Raw genomic sequence first — 17,717 nt, forward strand, 5'->3', positions numbered from 1 at the left:
ATGCCTATTCGATAACTGTACTTTGAAACAAAACCTACCCGAATGCGAAATTGCTTGCTAAGTACTCTTACATACTTCGATATGTTTCATTATCCTTTAACTGCCGATGAACTGTATGCATTTTGTGCAAAGGCGGTTGACAGACAGAAGCTGGAAGTCGAATTATCTGAAATGGTCAGTGAACAGTTGATCTTTCATACGGATCGTTTTTACAGTCTATGTCCTGGTAATCAATTGGCAGAAAGGCGCATAAAAGGAAACAAGGCTGCTATCTCTCAATTGCAAATTGCCTCTAAAATTGCGTGGCTTATTTCTCTTTTTCCATATGTGCGTGGGGTAGGCATTTCTGGATCTTTATCAAAAAATTTTGCAGACGAATCTTCGGATATCGATTTCTTTATCATAACGGCAAAGGATAGATTGTGGATATCAAGGACCATATTAATGTTGTTTAGAAAGATTTGGGTGCCGTTTGGAAGAGGAAAGTGGTTTTGTATGAATTATTGGGTGGATGAAGCTGGTATAGAGATTGTTGAAAAGAATATTTTTACAGCTATAGAAATTGCTACTCTTGTGCCGATGTGTGGTGAAAAGACATTTGAAGATTTTTTTGCAGCCAATGAATGGACAAGAAATTATCTGCCTAATTATGTGGTGAATAACAAGTTTCTACGTGTAAAGAATAATTGGTTAATGAAAAGACTGCTTGAAACAGTTTTTGATTTGCCAATATTTAACAAGCTTGAAAGGAGATTAATGTTAATTACAGGAAAACGATATAAAAAGAAAACTGAAGATGGACAGTTAAATAAAAAAGGTATTCTTATTGGTATGCAAGCATCCGAACGTTATTCTAAACACAATCCTCAAAATTTCCAGTTTGTCCTACTAAAAAGGTATGAACAAAAGCTGAATGATCTCCTCCAGAAGGTTTCAAAGCATGCAGCAATCTTTTAGTTCTTTTTCCGGAGGGATATGATGTAATAATCTCCAATATATTTCCACGGCCAGACTGACTTCCATCTATTTTCCAGATTAGTTAGAAAGCGATATAGCTTTGGTCTTTTTTGAGGGAAGCGCTCCAAGTACGACGGGGGTACAATGGTACATAATCCTTCTACGCGTAATACTTCCATTTTGTCTTTCAACTGGTTAATGATATAGGATGGCCTGTAATACCAGCACGTAAAATACTTTCCCTCTAAGTGAGCAGTAACTCCTTTACGGCTGAATGTTCTTCTAAAAGCTGTTTTGAAATCGCCTTTCAATGCCAATAGTGTTTCCCATAGACAAAAAGGAGGCAGGATTACTAAGGTTGCAATACCGCCAGGATTTAATAAGGGGGGCAATGACTGTAATACCTTATCTAATTCACCTGTACAATTAAGTCCGGCAAAATTGGAAAATACCAAGTCGTAAGGCCCTTCCTGTTTTAATTGGTCCAATGCTGTAAAGGAACGTAACTCATGACTTATTTTATTTGTCAGACCAGCATTCTCAACTTTTTCGATCAATGTTTTTTGCATAGCAGTAGCAATATCGGTTGCATGTACTTGATGCCCCATTTGGGCAAACCAGATAGCATCTTCTCCTGTACCGCTGTTTAATTCCAGGATAGTGCTGTTGGGAGCAAGAAACTGGTTTACATGATCTCTTACTCTTTTCCTTTTGTATTGAATAATGATGTTGTCAGAATAGATAGCATCAAATATTTCCGATTGTTTGCTAAATGCTGCAGCTGTCTGTTGCTCATTTACATTCGCTGAAATTATGTTCATGCAGAAGGATTTTCCAGTCGTTTTAGTTTTATTTTTTCAATATAGGTAGCAGGAATATAATAAAAGCCTGACAGTGCCTTTTTGAGAGTAAAGCGGTTTGTTTTGGATGGATGTCGTATCAACTTCTTGAAATGGTCAAACGCTATGTGTTTACGAAAGCTTTTATGCGTATAGCGATGAAGTTGTTTGTAAAAGGCGGGTTGAAAAGTATTTTTAAACATCAGGACCAATTCATCAGAATCTGTCCAATTTGATTTTTCAATCAGATCTGCTTTTACTTTTTCATAAAAACCAGTTCCAGGCAGCGGGTAAGAAACAGAAATACCAATTTCATGCGGCAACAATTTGTTGATCATCTTGATGGTGAGATCAATATCCTCCTTGGTCTCGCCCAAGTAGCCAAATTGAATAAAAAAGGCAGGATGAATACTGTTAGTTTTAAGCAATCGGGTAGCTTCTTGAATTTGTTGTATGGTAGTGCCCTTATCCATGGCATCCAGTATTTTTTGAGAACCACTTTCAGCTCCCATCCATACATTAGCACACCCAGCACGGGCTAAATCTTTTACATAGTTCTCCTGTATTAATAAGTCGGCCCTGGACTGTATCTTGAATGTAAACTGGAGTTGTTCTTTTTCAACCAAATCGGCAAACCGGTTTACCCAGCCGGGTTTCAATCCAAATATGTCATCGCAGAACCAGATATGGTCATAATTAAACGTTTCCTTCAGATACTTTAATTCCCGTACAACATTTTCCGGAGACCTTGCATTGTAGCGGTTACCATAAATTGGTTTAGCACACCAGTTACACTTAAAGGGACAGCCTCTCGTAGTGCCAATATTCATGGAGAAATACCCGGCATGCTTTAGCCATGTGTTTCGATAAGGTGTAATATCTAATAAATCCCAGGCAGGTAATGGTAACGAATCCAGGTCTGTCATTACAGATCGCTTTGCTGTTTTAAAAACACCGCCATCATGTAAGTAAGCAAGTCCTTTTATTTGATCAATGTCAGTCTGATTGATCTGGAGGGCCGTCAGCAGTTCAGATAAGGTCATTTCTGCTTCACCTAATAATATAAAATCTGCGCCTTCCTGTAAATATTTTTCAAAATGATCAGTGGAATCAGAGCTGGAAACAATGACAGTGCATCCATTTGCCTTGGCCATCTTGATCATGGAAAAAGCGGCCTCACGCATATTGGTCAGACACATTTTGGTCAGGTAATTAAACCCATCATCGTAGATCACAAGTACATCAGGCTTGGTTGCTTCCAGAGCTGGAATGATCTCTTCTGGTCCATGGGCAAACATGGTATCAAACAGGTTTACCGTATAACCCTTCTCACGTAATACAGCAGCCGCATACAAGGTACCCAAAGGGGCGTAGGGTTGGCCTGTATTCCATTGCTTGGGATCGAAGCGTAAAAAGTACGAATGCGTAAACAGAATGTTTTTCATACCAGACTATATTTTTTTCCAGGCAGGAAGATTCAAATAACAAACACATTGTGCGCAGGTAGTGTCTGTATCCATATCCAATGACTTTCGGAACTGGTAGGCTTTGGGACTATTGAGCAAATTCTCCAGCGTGTTTTCATGTATGTTACCTATGGAGTCATGAAAAAAACAGGGCCTTACATTACCATCAGCCTCTATAACCGTTGATACCCATGGGGCATTACATTTCTTACTGGGAAATGGAATAAGCCCATAAAATGCAGCATAGTGATCATAAATCAGTTGAAGCTTTTGCAGCGATTCTGCAATATAACCTTGCTCAATATCCTGCTTATGGTATTCGGCTAGAGAAAGGAGCGTTTTCTGCAATTCATTAAGCTCTGTTTGAGTTGGAACAATTTCACTTTGCCGTTCTCCTGTCCACAACACATCACGGTTGAAAGCATGACTGCTCACATCGGCAGGTAGAAAACTAACCTGGTTGATACCTATTTCTTTTGCTGTGTTGATAATGGCGGACCATTTCTTGAAATTGAGCCTATGTATAACTGTCCTTGAAGTGATACGATAGGAGGGCGCTATTGCTCTAATGGCTTGAATACCTTCTTTCAGCTTGGAGAAGGCTTCTTTGATATTTCGTATCGTATTATGCGTCTCTTCATCTCCGTCCAAAGAAACAATGACATCATCTATATGCTCCACAATTTGTACGGCATATCTTTTTAGTGATATGCCAGTAGATAACAAGCTGATTTTGATGTTTTCTTTCTGCAGCATCCGGCATAGATCAAAGAATGCTGGATTTAATAGCGCTTCTCCTCCAGACATCAATATCCTGCTCGTTTTAAACTTTCTTAAAGAAGTCAATAAGCCTTCCACATCTTTTTCAGTTAGTTGCTTGAGGTTTTGATTACCTTTCCAAATGTCACACATTACACACCGGCAATTACAGGCGCTATGTGGCATCAAAATAACAATAGGCAATGTTGTGATCTTATGGGATCGCAATGTTTTATAGCGGTGGTAGGTATAATATAGTGATTGTTCCAACATTTATTTAGATATACAAATCCACGGAAATGGATTGATTTTAAAAACCTTGTTGATGAATGATTTGGGGGAATACAAGATTTTGTACTTGTAAGGTTCCAGGCTTGCCGTTGAATGATGAAAATAATAGGCCTTCATGCCTGGAGCACTATTGGCGTTAAAATATACTTTGCTTCTTTCCTTTGCCAGTGCACATTCTTCCACATTATAAAATGGTGTATCAATGATGTGAACTTCTCCTTCCTCTTTTAGCTGCCCAAAACAAGCATTTAGAATTTTTCCAACTGACTCGAAATACTGAAAGGCGGCTGCAAAGACAATGGCGTCAAACTGTTCATTTAAACATACATTACTTATGTCCCCATAAATAAATTGAAGATTCGCTCTCGTAAATACCCGATTCGCTTGTTCAAGTTCCATCGTATTTATATCCATCCCAACTACCTGCACATTTTGAACATTGGCAAGTTGGTTCGATAACCACCCATTACCACAACCAATTTCCAGAATGCGGTAAGGCTTGTTCTTTTTCGAAAAATAGTTTACTAACCATTTGCAGGATCTGCCCCTTATCTTCCATTCATTTTTTAAGTGGTGAGACTTAGAAACCAATGGTAGTTGAGCCACTACTTCATCACTATAAATTCTGCCCTCCTTGTCCCTCAGGTAAAGATATTCCTGCTCAAAGTCGTAATAATTAGGGGCAGTATCGTTTATTAGCCTATGCATTTATGGGCGCAATCTTGTAAATAAAGTTTTTTTCTAAAAGGTTATTTCTTGAATACACGCAATTCAGTTGAAAAGAATTTCTCCAAGCAATCGATTGTATCATCTCTAGGTCACAACCATCGCATAGAATCATGAGTACTTCAGATGATGAATGGATGTAATTACCCAGATCTTTAAACAGTGCTTGAAAATATTCACCGCCCTCACCACAATACCAGGCGTAATCAGCATCCGTAACGGGCTTTCTTTTATAATAGGGCGGATTGATAGAAATGATATCAAACGCCTGCTGTGGGATAGCCGCAAACAAATCAGAATGAAGGATATGCATCTGCACGTTATTGACCGCCGCATTATTTTGTAAAGCTTGTACAGCAATGGTATTAATATCGCTTGCTACAACCTTTGCTCCTTGCTGGCTCGCATATATAGAGATCAGTCCACTTCCGGCACCTAATTCCAAAAAATGCTTATCAGTAAGACCGAACTTATTGAGGTACTTCAACAATAGCTTTGTACTAAAGAAAAAGCCCGGGTGAAAAACCTGCGGCGGGATCGTTAATACAATGTTTCGGTACCTATACATTCTTGTGCTGGAAAGATATTTAACTAGCAAAGGCTTATAGGTTTTACCAACTATATATTTGACAACCCCTCTCATTTAAAATCCTTCTATTTCTGGCTGACGGTATTTCCAAAGCCGCTGCATGGCCTTTATCTCATAAGGCATCTTATGAAAACCTGTTTTATAGCGGACAGCTGCAACCGTACGCATCAGTTTTCGTTTAAAGCCTGTTAATCGGATATCAGATACTGTCGGGTAATAACCATTCAATACCGTTTCAAAATCTTTTATTTTATCCACCATTTCTGGGGTAAGCCAAGGCGTGAGCGGATTTTTGCGTAAATCAAACTGTTCCCATTCCGGACCAACCCAATCCTCCAGCTTTTCTGGAAATCGAAAGCCTGCCTTTAAAACACGCTCATACATATCCGTTCCTTCCGTTGGCACAGGACTGTATACATAAATCACGATCTCCGTATTAGGATTAATAGACTTGATCTCCCTAATGAATGCAATATCAAAGTCTATTTGCTTCATTACCTGCTCTGGGGTGTCGGCAGGTGTTCCCAATACAAAAGAGTACTCCGGTATAATGTCAAACTTTGCCATGCGGGCTGCAAAGGCCCGGATCTGTTCTGCCGTTTGAGTGCCTCCCTTATCCATTTTTTTAAGGATCTCGTCATTGCCGGTTTCTGCACCAAAAAATATCATCTTACACCCCGACTCTCGCATTAAAGCCAGCGTTTCATCGGAGTATTTGTTGATAGTGTCAATTCTGCCTTCTCCCCACCAGATCATTTTTTCGTTCATGATCAGTCTTGAGAATTCAGCTGTTCTTTTTTCCGAAACAAAGAAATTATTGTCATGAAACTCTATAGCATTTCCGCCATAGTTGTCTTTAAGATATTTAATGTCTTTATAAACGTTTTCAGCCGACTTACTTTTCCAGCGACCATTATAGATAGGAACCACAGCGCAGAAGGAACATTTGAAAGGGCATCCAACGCTGGAGTGATAGGCAATGGTCTTTGTGCCCAGGTAACTTTTGCCTAAGTATCTGCCAAGCGGGTAAAAACCATTCAGTTTCTCGTAGGGTAGTGGTGATAACTCGTCCTGATCATATAATTCGTCCTTTCTGGTTTTGATAATGTCATCACCACTTTTATAAATTAGGTTTGAGATTATTTCATAGGGCTCTCCTTTTAGCAACGCTTCCAATAAAGCAGGGAAACTTTTATCGCCTGGGCCATTTATAATAAAGTCCACATAGCCCGAATTCAAAACCGATTGCGACTGATTGGAAGGAAAGTAGCCTCCCCAAATCGTAATAATATCCTGAAAAAGCTCTCTGATTTTCTTTGAAACCGGTATGGCCTGTTTTAACTGTGGGCCAGGCATACAGGTGCAACCGAAAAATTTAAACGCGCCAGTTGACAGGTAATGGTTGATTTTTGGCCAAGGGTCCGCTTCCATGTTGCCATCAACGATCACATAGTCAAATAACCCCTCAACAGAAGCGGCAATAGAGAGTATGGAGTTCGGAATCCTGGGTTTGGAGTTAGCACTCCTGGGATTAAATAACAGCAGTTTGTTCATAGCGGCTTCTGGGGCTTGACCTTCAAATATATTTTCACTAATGAATATACGTAGCGAGGGTAAAAAAGGTTGGCTGTAAAAGAATTTAAATAATGGGTGAGCGCCTTTTTCCTATTGCCTCTCCCTTCATGTAATTTTCCCAATTTTAGATGGGCTATACCCTTGGCTTGCCGTAAGGGCTTCTTTTTTACCATTCCATTGTTATACAGATACTGATAGGTAGCAAGATATTCCTCATAATTCTCAAAAGGAATTTCCTTACTCATATTGGTATCATGTACCCGGCGCAGGACCAGCGGCTCATAAAGGATACCACAATCATAATGATAGGCCAGCCTCATGTGAAAGTTAAAATCACCGGACCGCATTGTCTCATCATAATGGCCAACCTTATCAAAACAGCTTCTTTTCATTACTAACACAGACCCATATATCAGAAACCGATTGGCCGTTATCCGGCTAAAAATAGATTCACACCGAACGGTATTTTGAAAAGGGTAGGCATGATAACTAAGGATTTCTTCTCCTTTGAACGTAGTGACATCCGTTATGGAAAAGCCTATCTCCGGATTCTTTATGAATAAATCCATTTGCTTTTGGAGTTTGTCTTCCTTCCACAGATCGTCCGAATCCATATAAGCAATAAAACTTCCCTTGGCCTTGCTTAAAGCATAGTTTTTTAAGCGTCCTGTATATCCACACCGCGGCTGATAAAAATAGCTGATCCGGGTATCCTTTATTTCTAAAACCCGCTCTCGTGTGTCGTCATCAGAACCGTCGTCAATAATTAGCAATTCAAAGTTGGTATACGTTTGGTTCAATATGCTGTGAATGCATTCCTGAAGAAGCTTTGACCGGTTATAGGTAAGGAGAATGATGCTAACCATATTCATAGAATCAGAATGATCTAATATAAAGTAATTTCTACTGAAAAAAGCAACCGGTTTACTTTTCATCCGTATATTACTGCAATGGTTTTAGTAACGCAAACCTTCAAAAAGGCCCGTCAAAAATTCAAGTATACCAGCAATGATCTGAAGTACACTTTGGGTTGGAACCAATCTTTTGAGAAGGCAAGAGGCAAGCGGATTGTCATTTATCATGGTGTTTGTCAGAAAGACCATCTTCGGTTTAATAATATCTTCCTTACGCTGAAAACCTTTGAGGACCATTTACGCCTTTATAAAAAATACTGTCATGTAGTGTCTCTTAATGATTTTTATGAAGACCGGCTCTCAAACGACCGTTTTAATGTCTGCCTGACATTTGACGATGGCTTTTCCAATAACTTTAAATATGTGTTTCCTCTTTTGGAGAAGTATGAGATGCCAGCTACTTTTTTTATAACAGCAATACGGGATACAGATCATGACATCTTATGGAATGATTTCCTAGCCATTATTAAAAAATATGGCCCTCGGTCCATTCAATTTGCAAATGAGGTATTTGTAAAAGACAGGCATTCTAATTATCATGCCCGTACCTCTGGAAAATATTTAAAAGACTATTTACGCGAGCAACCTTTTAAACTGAAAGAGGAATTCATTAAACAATTTTATTCAACCATTCCTTTACATAAAGAAACGGACTACTGGCAGCAGATGACCGCACAGGAAATAAAACAACTGTCCTTGTCAAAATGGACCACAATTGGTTGTCATGGGTATTATCATAACGATTTGGCTACCCTATCAACCGATGATGTCAGGCAGGAGTTAGGTAGCTCAAAAACCTATTTGGAAAACCTTATAGATAAAGAAGTAAGGTCGCTTGCATTTCCCTACGGTTCGTACACGCCTGCTGTTATTAACGAAGCCAAGGCCTTAGGATTTACACAATTATTGGCGATGGACTTTTTATCAGCTACCGACACGTGCGACACTACCATGAAGGAACGTTTTACAGTCAATCCCTTTATCTCTTCACAAAACCAGTTATTAGCTACAATAAAAGGATCCTATGATTTCTGATGTTGCCACCAAGGGGTACCAAATTGAACGATTGGGAAAGGATAGAATACGCGACCTTGAACGGTTATATAAGGCTGTTTATAAAACGGCTCCCCCGGAAAATTATTACCAAAATAAATATAACACGGCCTATACAGGGGTAGAACATATTGGTTATCTGGCGTATAATCTGCAGGGACTGCCTATCGCTTATTACGGGGTTATGCCTTGCTTTATCCAATATAAGGGTGAGATTATATTATCGGCCCAGTCAGGTGATACAATGACGCATCCTGAATTTAGAAATAGAGGATTGTTTGTGGAACTTGCTGAGGTGACCTTTGAGTTATGTAGGGAAAATGGAATACCATTCATCTTTGGCTTTCCAAACCAGAACTCCTATCACGGCTTTGTTCAAAAGTTAGGGTGGCAGGTGACTGAGACTATGGAATGCTTTTCGCTTTCAGTAATGACACTGCCAATAGCTGCTGCCACACAAAAGTTTAAATGGATCAAACCGCTTTATAAACAGTATTCGAGATTCGTTGTAAAGCGTTACAGAACTACAGAAACGGGGCTCCCTAATTCAATTTTAAATGAAGGCTTTGGAGGTGTTTACCGTGATAAAAATTACTTGCAGTATAAAACGTATGGCAACACGTTTGTTTTGCAGATTAGCAAAGCGAAAGTTTGGGTTAAAATCAATAATGCACTCATGATAGGTGATCTGGATTTAGCCGGAGAGGATTTTGAAAAGACAATGGCTGTTATTCGACAAATAGCTTTGAAACTTGGAATTAAACAGATTTACTTTCAAGCATGCGTAAATACACAGTTGAATACTTTGTTTAAACAACGCTTTAAAAGCATTCCATCGTACCCCGTAATTTTCAAAGATCTGGGTACCGATATTTCCTTTGAGCAGATCAAATTTACTTTTGCAGATATTGATATATTTTGATTGCCTATGAGACTTATTTCCATGAGTTATATCAATGTTCCTGAGTTCAATGAACCCTTTAAATGGGTTTACCGGATCAGAGGTTACGTAGGTGTGCTTGATTCGCTTGCAAAATCAAATGACGTTATCAGTATTGATCAGATCAACTATTCAGGCGTCCATTTTGTAAACGGTGTACAGCATTACTTTTTCAACAATGGAAAAAGAGTAACCTATTTTCCTCGCCGCTTACATAAATTGTTGAGAGAATGGAAGCCAGATGTAGTGATCGTTCATGGTATGCACTTTCCATTGCAGATCATCCAGCTAAGGCTCTATCTTGGAAAAGACGTTAAGATCATTGTTCAAAACCATGCTGATAGAATTCCTAGATTTCATAAGAAGCTCTTTCTAAAGGTGGCAGACAAATTTATAGATGCTTATTTTTTTACATCGGGTATCATGGCAAAAGAATGGATTGGCCAAGGATTGATTAACAAAGAAGAAAAGGTAAAGGAAATTATGATGGGCTCTTCGGTCTTTGAGCCAATGGATAGGTATGAGGCCATGCAAAAGACTAGGGTAGAAGAAACGCGCAATTTTCTTTGGGTGGGAAGGCTTGATGCCAACAAAGATCCGGTCACGTTGGTAAAAGCCTTTATTGATTTTTCTGAATCGCATGCCAATGCTAAACTGTATGTAATTTACCAGTCCAATGAATTACTGAATGAAATAAAAGACCTTATTCATAATAGTGGCAATAGGGCTGTTCAACTAGTAGGAAAAGTAGCGCATGATGATATTCAGCTATGGATCAATAGCGTTGATTATATCATTTCAACATCACACTATGAAGCTTTTGGGTTGTCGATTGTGGAAGCTATGTCCTGTGGATGTATCCCTATTGTAACTAATATTCCTTCTTTTCAAAAAATTACGGGCCTTTCAAGTGGTATATTGTTCGAGCCTGGTAATGTCAATGATTTAGTATGCGCATTAAAAGAAGTTATTAATAAAGATATTGTTCAGGAAAGGGAGAGAACACTTCAGCAATTTAATAACCATCTGTCCTTCGACGCTATTGCCAATAGCATTACAGTGGCCGTTCAATCCTTGTAGTCAAAAGCTTTCATCATCGCCTTTACACTGTCTTCCATTGAAAACGCCAGTACGGATTTGTTTCTGGGAGATGAAGTTTGCAAGACTGCTAGAGCCTTCTTAGACATTTCTTCCAAATCGCTCACTATATGCCAATTGGCGATTGGCTCTTGCATTGGCCTGCAAAAACTGATCACTTCCGCACCGGCATACAGCGCTTCTATACACACGCTGCCAAAACCTTCGTAGGACGAAGGGTGTAAAAACAGCTTGGATCTTTGCATAAGGTGAAGGACTTCCTTATGCTCCTTTTCTCCCGTCAACACTACATTTTCGATTAGGTCAAGCTGTCGGATCAGTTCTTTTAATTTCTTTTCTTCATTGCCTTTGCCACAAATAACAGCTTTTATTCCAGGTTGGAGTTTTTTTAGCTGGTGCACCACTTGAAGAAATACGTCATATTGCTTCAGCGGAATGAGAGATCCTGCACCCATTACATCTATGTCTTTTTCTGATGGAGGTGCGTTAAAAAGATTCTTATCTATTCCTATAGGAACAACATGCGAAGGTTTTATTCCATGATTTTTAAAGAAACTGTCAGCCAGGAAGTCAGACATGGCCACCAATTCATCTCCTGAAGGCCGGATCCATTTCACAAGGCCGTTTTCTATTTTAGCATCCTGCCCCGATATCCAGCAACGGTGTTGGATATTATGTCGCTTATCAAACCAAGAACCTATCAGTGCCGCTTCAGTGCACCAAAAACTAAGAATCCCTATAACGTTTTTTTGTTTTCGGAGCATTTTTAATTGGTGCCAAACTTTTGTCCAGATAATAAGCTTGGAAAGCTTACGCTTATTTCTTCCAGCCAGTGATATGACCTGTACACCATTCCATTGGTAAATGGACTTTTGAAATGGATACTGAAAAGCAATAATGACAATATCTAAGTGAGGAAACTGTTCTTTCAACAGCCGTACGAACAACTGCTTGGGTGGCAGACAGGCCGTGTCGGCTTCATCCTTCGGGAATCCCGGACTTAAAATAACAAGCGTTTGTTTAGGAAGCATGCAGGTTAATCATTTTATTACAAACCGTTAAGCTGTGTGCATTATGTGAGATCAGGATGATCATCTTTCCTGCCTGCGCTAATTGTTGGCAATGTTCCAATATCTGTTTTTCAGAATCCGGGTCCAGTTCATTAAAGGGCTCATCCAAAATGATTAGATCAGCCTCTTTATACAAGGCCCTTGCTATATTTATCCTCTGTTGCTGCCCGCCGCTAATGTTTTTACCGCTTTCGTTGATTTCTTTTTGCAGTCCCTCGGGAAATTTGTTAATGAAAGGCTGCAGCCCGGAAGCATTTATCGCATAGTCAACTTTACCAGCATCATAGCCATTCTCACTTAAAGTGATATTCGCCAGTACAGTATTATGCATCAGGAAAGGCTGTTGCTTTACATAGGTGATCCTGTTCCAGAATTGTTTTCTTTCACTTTCAGCAACAGGTTGCCCATTAAAGTATATAGAACCTTTCCCAATAGGTAGAAAACCTAGCAATAAATTAAGCGCCGTCGTTTTGCCTATCCCTGAATCGCCTTTGATACCCACTATATCGCCGGAGGTTATAGTAAAACTTAACTCGCGAAGAATGGTTCGGCCTTCATAATGAAAGACCACCTTTTCAAATCGTATATCACGCAGTTGGGTATTAGTTACAGGTTTTTTTATAGCTTCAGAAATCAATGATATTTCCGGGATAGCAAATTCGTAGGCCTTTATTTGCCCACTTAGGTTTAAGAGTTTTACAATGCCAGGGATGATCTTATAGGCTGCCGCCATAAAAGCCCCAATGGTTACAATCTCTACACCGTTTTTAGAACCTGAAGTAATATTGATTGTAATGAGTATAAAGAAACCTAGTATGGCAAAGACTTCCACTATACGGGAAGAAGTTCCCTGTACTATTTGAATTTCTGTTAGATGCTTGTTTAGCTTTTGACGATAGGTTGAATAGCGGTTAACAAAAAACTGCTTTCGGTTATGAATATTGCTTTCAACATAGCTGGATAGTGCTTCGTGCAGGTACTGCAAGGTTATCTCTCCATTTGTTTTGATGTTAAAACGAGCATCCTTTAGTTTTTTCTTTATGAAATAGCCCAGAAGAAATACAGGCGGTAAGAGAAAAACGAAAAGCAATATAAATAGCTGTGTGTTGAAGATCAGTATAGCTATGATCGTTAACACGACTAAGATGCTTTCCGTAATGACCTGTTGAAAATTGGATAGCACATGATGGCAGAATTCAATAGGCAACTGCCCAATCCGACGTACATGAATAGCAGAATCGGCATACACATAATCCGTGTAAGAGCCATCCAGGTAGTTGAATAGATTGTTGTCGGCAAGTCGTGATGCTACATTATAAACAAAGTTGTTTTGGGTTTTTACATGCAGATAGCCAGCAAGGTTTTTTAGTAGGAAGACGAATAATAATAGCAGGATCAAGGCAAACGATTCTTTATTAACTAGCCAGAGGGGTAGTACTGAAAAGAAAGAAGGAAGTGCGTGACCTGTATAGAAACCAACAATAACAACTAATAGGGCAAGCGAAACGATGTCGGCTATACTGATGAAAAGACTGAAGAAGGCAAGCAAATAAAACTTACGTTTTTCTTCCTTGGTTAAAACGCCTATAGTTTTCCTGAAGGTTTGAATCATATTGATACCTGAATCAGATAGCTATTCGTATAGCAATATAAGATCAAAGCACAAGGAGAACAAATCTTAGCTTGCCTAACCTAAATTAGGCCTAAAGCAGTAGAAAGGTGCTATGCGTGGGTGCTCTGCGCCTTACGCGGCCCAAGGGCGTGCGTCTTGCATCTCAAAAACAAACATCCACTCTTGAGCATATAACGCCTGTCTGTTAGCTGTACAATATCAGTTTGGAAGCGTTTTAGCAATATATTCTTTCTTGACCAGGCTCGGATCTAGGCATGGCCTTTTTCCGCTTCACTATCTCTGTCTTTATCTTCTTTTAAGTTGGCAGATTGATACTGTAAATTATCTGGATCAGGTTTGCCAAAGCTTTTATTCATTTGTTCAGCACCCTTTGGTGGATGTTGCACATGCAGACCAGAAGCATCTGTTGTAGAATCAATATTTCGTTGGTCTTTTTGCTGATCTGTATTTCTATTTTGATTACGGTTGTCTTCCATATTTAATCAGTTTAGTAAAATGATTACCGTAAAAAGGATGCCACAAACAGCACAGTAAGCTACTAAAATGAGGGCAGTTACTATTCAACTTAATATTGGCCAAGAAGATTGCTACTCTGCAATAATTACTAAAGTGCCGAATAGCAATTAATGAAGAAGATTAACTATAATTGATATAACGCTAACAGTAAGCAGTGAAAATGGACTCTGTACTGAAGCGGCTTAATTCTTGTAGCTTTTTGAAAGAAATTAAATACATCAAGCAATTAATTGTGATCCCTGATTAAAAACTGATCATATGGCAATAGAAACGAAAACATCAAATAGTATTGCAGCTGACTCTAAGTTGAGAGAGCTTTTTATTGACCAATTACAAGATATCTATTGGGCCGAAAGAAAACTAGTAAAAGCATTAGGCAAGATGCTTGATGCGGCTACAACAGCGCCATTACGTGAAGCATTCCGAAAACACCAGGATGAAACAAGAAATCATGTGACTCGGTTGGAGCAAGTATTTGAAAGTATTGGTGAAAAGGCCGATACCACCAAGTGCCCAGCTATGGCTGGTATTATAGATGAAGCCAATGATATTATAGACGAAACGGATGCCAGCTCTAGCCAGAGAGATGCTGGCTTGATCATTGCGGCGCAAAAAGCTGAACACTACGAAATTGCTACTTATGGAAGCCTGGCTCAGTTGGCTGAAATCATGGGTTATATAGAGGCCAAAAATTTACTAGGAACAACATTAGATGAAGAAAAAGCAACAGATGAACATCTGAGCCAGATAGCAAAAAGCGGCATCAATTATAATGCTGTACTGGAAAAAGAAGATGATAAAAATGATGTACTCTGATAACAATTAGTTTATCTTTCCTTAACTGTAACGTATTAGCTTCTGCCAGTGTGTAGAAGCTAATCGTGATTTGTTGGTTACCTGCCCAGATGTTTGGAAAGAGTCATAGTATTTTACTTAGATTTTTAACCAAAAGGTCACATCTAAAGTGGCCTTTTATTTTACTTTCTAATTCCACTTTAGATAAGATAAGAGGTAATGAAAAAAAGTTGCATCTTTGCACCTTATTCAAAACCAGTTTTAATCTTGCGTCATGTAATCGCTGCATCATAATCTTTCTCAGTAGGACCTCCTTTTGGAGCGTCAAAGCGATTCTATTATCCAAACATTTTTAAGAAGGCTTTTAATAGTGTAGCTTTCTGCAAACGATAACCGTTTTTTATGCATTCTGAAAAATACGGTCGTACCTATCATTACCCTTTTTCACCGGGCACCACCAGCGACGATCGGATGAATGATGATTATTGGAACGACCTGCAACAAATACAAACACTGGTTCATACTGAAAAGCTGGATGGGGAGAACAACTGCCTGAATAAATATGGTGTGTTCGCTCGCAGCCATGCGGCACCCACCACTTCACCATGGACAGCCGCACTACGCGAATTTTGGCAACGTATAAAACATGAATTGGGAGATCTGGATATTTTTCTGGAAAACCTATATGCCGTACACTCTATTGAATACCGCAATCTAGAGCATCATTTTTATGTATTTGCCATTCGAGAAGGCAATCGGTGGCTTAGTTGGGAAGAGGTGAAGTTCTATGCTGGTCTGCTGGACCTACCAACTGTGCCGGAAATTGAGATCGAGCAAAGACCCAAGGACAAGACTGCGTTTGAACAAAAGATCAAAACAGTAGTTTCCACGGCAGGTGCGTTAGCCCCAGTGGATACTGTTACAGGAAAGCCTTGCACCATGGAAGGTATCGTTAGTCGCAACGCCGCTGCCTTTCCTACTCATGCATTTGCCCACAACGTTTTTAAGTGGGTGCGAAAGGAACATGTAAAAACAAACGAACACTGGACACGTAATTGGAAACGGGCAACATTAAATCACGAAGGAGGGCCGTATGTGGACATTAGCAGCAAATAAAGACTGGTCATACCTGTGTCAATCGTTTGACTGGGTAAGGGCAATGGAGGGTGTGCTACAAGATCCTATACACCATGCAGAAGGCGATGTAGCTATACATACGCGCCTGGTATTGTCAGCCTTGCTTTCATTGGAAGGATACCAGGCATTGCCTGCACAAGAACAAGAGATCGTTTGGGCGGCAGCGCTACTGCATGATGTAGAGAAGCGCTCCACTACAGTGCAGGGAGATGATGGTAGCATTACGGCAAAAGGGCATGCTAAGAAAGGTGCGCTAACCGCACGTTTACTGCTATACACACAAATTCCTACACCCTTCGACATACGCGAGCAGGTAGTAAACCTTGTACGCTATCATGGTTTGCCGTTATGGGCTATAGAAAAGACCAACCCGACTAAGGCTGTCATCGAAGCCAGTATGGTGGTTAATACAAAATGGCTTTCGTTATTAGCCAGGGCCGATGCTTTAGGGCGTATATGCCAGGACCAGCAAGACCTGTTGTACCGCATTGACTTGTTTGAGGCACTTTGCCAGGATAATCAATGTTGGGGAGTGGCTAGGGCTTTTACTACACCAAATGCCCGTTTCCAGTATTTCCGTAAAGATGAAGGCTATCCAGATTTTGTGCCCTTTGATGATTTCGGCTCCAACGTGATCCTGCTTTCTGGCTTGCCGGGTGCAGGTAAAGATACCTATGTGTTTCACAATTACCGCCAATGGCCGGTGATCAACCTGGACCAGATACGCCGGGAGCATAAGATTGCTCCTACCGACAAAAGCGGCAATGGGCGCGTGATACAAATGGCAAAGGAACAAGCACGTGAATACTTGCGAAAGGGAGTCGATTTTGTGTGGAATGCTACTAACGTTACTAAGAACATGCGAGAGCAGCTGGTAGACTTGTTTGTAACCTATAAGGCCTATGTAAAGATCATGTATGTAGAAGTGCCTCACCGTTTGTTACACCAGCAGAATAATAGCCGTGAGGCCGTTTTACCCTATGCTGCCGTAGAGCGATTATTGATGAAGCTGGAAGTGCCAGCACCTTGGGAAGGGCATGAGGTAACATATTATATCAAGTAATCGTAATCTAGGGTTGTGATTTGCTTCCAAAGCTTATTCAAACAAGATACCCTAATTAATTGGGTTATTGGCCTAAGCGAAAAAGCTTAGGCCAATTTGATTATGCTAGCGTAGTTATTGTCGCTACAAACGGTGCTTGGCGGTAATGATGAGACCTGCCAAATTGTACCAAAACAAGCCTTTATCAAGCGTTATCCCTATATGTTAGCGTTGTTATGATTTGTTAGTGGATTTGTTTATTTTGTATAAACAGTTTTCTAGTTCGAATAGACTTTTTCCTGCGAAATTCCTTCCGT

General features: G+C 39.9%; 17 protein-coding genes. 7 read left to right on the forward strand and 10 right to left on the reverse strand.

Features of this window, described 5'->3' with window-relative positions; translation table 11 throughout:
* The first annotated feature begins 81 nt into the window (after positions 1-81).
* Positions 82-957 carry a hypothetical protein gene (locus SY85_RS23570; protein ID WP_148661275.1) on the forward strand — a complete coding sequence of 292 codons (876 nt, stop codon included), beginning with the start codon at positions 82-84 and terminating at the stop codon, positions 955-957.
* Here SY85_RS23570 and SY85_RS23575 read toward each other — a convergent pair.
* The 7 genes from SY85_RS23575 to SY85_RS23605 all read right to left on the reverse strand — a co-directional run bounded on the left by SY85_RS23575 (position 954) and on the right by SY85_RS23605 (position 8,074).
* Entirely contained in the window at positions 954-1,778 is an 825-nt protein-coding gene (locus SY85_RS23575; protein ID WP_066408472.1) for a class I SAM-dependent methyltransferase, read from the reverse strand. The genes SY85_RS23570 and SY85_RS23575 overlap by 4 nt on opposite strands.
* Entirely contained in the window at positions 1,775-3,241 is a 1,467-nt protein-coding gene (locus tag SY85_RS23580) for a B12-binding domain-containing radical SAM protein (protein WP_066408475.1), read from the reverse strand. Before SY85_RS23580 ends, SY85_RS23575 begins: the two co-directional genes overlap by 4 nt.
* A 6-nt stretch (positions 3,242-3,247) precedes the next feature.
* Positions 3,248-4,294 carry a radical SAM protein gene (locus tag SY85_RS23585; RefSeq protein WP_071892091.1) on the reverse strand — a complete coding sequence of 349 codons (1,047 nt, stop codon included), beginning with the start codon at positions 4,292-4,294 and terminating at the stop codon, positions 3,248-3,250.
* The gene (locus tag SY85_RS23590) at positions 4,295-5,020 is read right to left on the reverse strand and encodes a class I SAM-dependent methyltransferase (protein ID WP_066408477.1); all 726 of its coding nucleotides are present in this window, start codon (positions 5,018-5,020) and stop codon (positions 4,295-4,297) included.
* Entirely contained in the window at positions 5,013-5,606 is a 594-nt protein-coding gene (locus SY85_RS23595) for a methyltransferase (RefSeq protein ID WP_158513023.1), read from the reverse strand. The genes SY85_RS23590 and SY85_RS23595 overlap by 8 nt, the downstream gene beginning before the upstream one ends.
* A 75-nt stretch (positions 5,607-5,681) precedes the next feature.
* Complete coding sequence (locus SY85_RS23600; RefSeq protein ID WP_066408486.1) at positions 5,682-7,181, reverse strand: B12-binding domain-containing radical SAM protein; 1,500 nt, start codon at positions 7,179-7,181, stop codon at positions 5,682-5,684.
* The gene (locus SY85_RS23605) at positions 7,178-8,074 is read right to left on the reverse strand and encodes a glycosyltransferase family 2 protein (protein ID WP_158513024.1); all 897 of its coding nucleotides are present in this window, start codon (positions 8,072-8,074) and stop codon (positions 7,178-7,180) included. The genes SY85_RS23600 and SY85_RS23605 overlap by 4 nt, the downstream gene beginning before the upstream one ends.
* 78 nt (positions 8,075-8,152) lie before the next feature.
* Between SY85_RS23605 and SY85_RS23610 the strand changes: the two genes are divergently transcribed.
* The 3 genes from SY85_RS23610 to SY85_RS23620 are packed head-to-tail and all read left to right on the forward strand — an operon-like array spanning position 8,153 to position 11,189.
* Entirely contained in the window at positions 8,153-9,151 is a 999-nt protein-coding gene (locus SY85_RS23610) for a polysaccharide deacetylase family protein (RefSeq protein WP_066408495.1), read from the forward strand.
* Entirely contained in the window at positions 9,141-10,091 is a 951-nt protein-coding gene (locus tag SY85_RS23615; protein WP_066408497.1) for a GNAT family N-acetyltransferase, read from the forward strand. Before SY85_RS23610 ends, SY85_RS23615 begins: the two co-directional genes overlap by 11 nt.
* A 6-nt stretch (positions 10,092-10,097) precedes the next feature.
* Entirely contained in the window at positions 10,098-11,189 is a 1,092-nt protein-coding gene (locus SY85_RS23620) for a glycosyltransferase family 4 protein (RefSeq protein ID WP_082886668.1), read from the forward strand.
* Here the strand turns inward: SY85_RS23620 and SY85_RS23625 are convergent.
* From SY85_RS23625 to SY85_RS23635, 3 genes are all read right to left on the reverse strand, one after another.
* Positions 11,177-12,139: a glycosyltransferase gene (locus tag SY85_RS23625; RefSeq protein WP_158513025.1), complete on the reverse strand. Its 963-nt coding sequence runs from the start codon at positions 12,137-12,139 to the stop codon at positions 11,177-11,179. The two genes, SY85_RS23620 and SY85_RS23625, sit on opposite strands and share 13 nt — an antisense overlap.
* 88 nt (positions 12,140-12,227) lie before the next feature.
* A complete protein-coding gene (locus tag SY85_RS23630) occupies positions 12,228-13,889 on the reverse strand; it encodes an ATP-binding cassette domain-containing protein (RefSeq protein ID WP_066408504.1) in 1,662 nt (553 codons plus the stop codon).
* 269 nt (positions 13,890-14,158) lie between these two features.
* The gene (locus tag SY85_RS23635; protein ID WP_066408506.1) at positions 14,159-14,386 is read right to left on the reverse strand and encodes a hypothetical protein; all 228 of its coding nucleotides are present in this window, start codon (positions 14,384-14,386) and stop codon (positions 14,159-14,161) included.
* A 298-nt stretch (positions 14,387-14,684) separates the two neighbouring features.
* Here SY85_RS23635 and SY85_RS23640 point away from each other — a divergent pair, with 298 nt between their 5' ends.
* The 3 genes from SY85_RS23640 (at position 14,685) to SY85_RS23650 (ending at position 17,421) form a co-directional block, all read left to right on the forward strand.
* Complete coding sequence (locus SY85_RS23640; RefSeq protein WP_066408509.1) at positions 14,685-15,242, forward strand: YciE/YciF ferroxidase family protein; 558 nt, start codon at positions 14,685-14,687, stop codon at positions 15,240-15,242.
* A 381-nt stretch (positions 15,243-15,623) separates the two neighbouring features.
* Positions 15,624-16,337 carry an RNA ligase family protein gene (locus SY85_RS23645; protein ID WP_066408512.1) on the forward strand — a complete coding sequence of 238 codons (714 nt, stop codon included), beginning with the start codon at positions 15,624-15,626 and terminating at the stop codon, positions 16,335-16,337.
* Positions 16,315-17,421, forward strand: a complete 1,107-nt coding sequence (locus SY85_RS23650; RefSeq protein WP_066408514.1) for an AAA family ATPase — start codon at positions 16,315-16,317, stop codon at positions 17,419-17,421. Before SY85_RS23645 ends, SY85_RS23650 begins: the two co-directional genes overlap by 23 nt.
* Positions 17,422-17,717: the final 296 nt, after the last annotated feature.

Origin of the sequence: Flavisolibacter tropicus (assembly GCF_001644645.1) — a bacterium.
Taxonomy (GTDB): Bacteria; Bacteroidota; Bacteroidia; order Chitinophagales; family Chitinophagaceae; genus Flavisolibacter; species Flavisolibacter tropicus.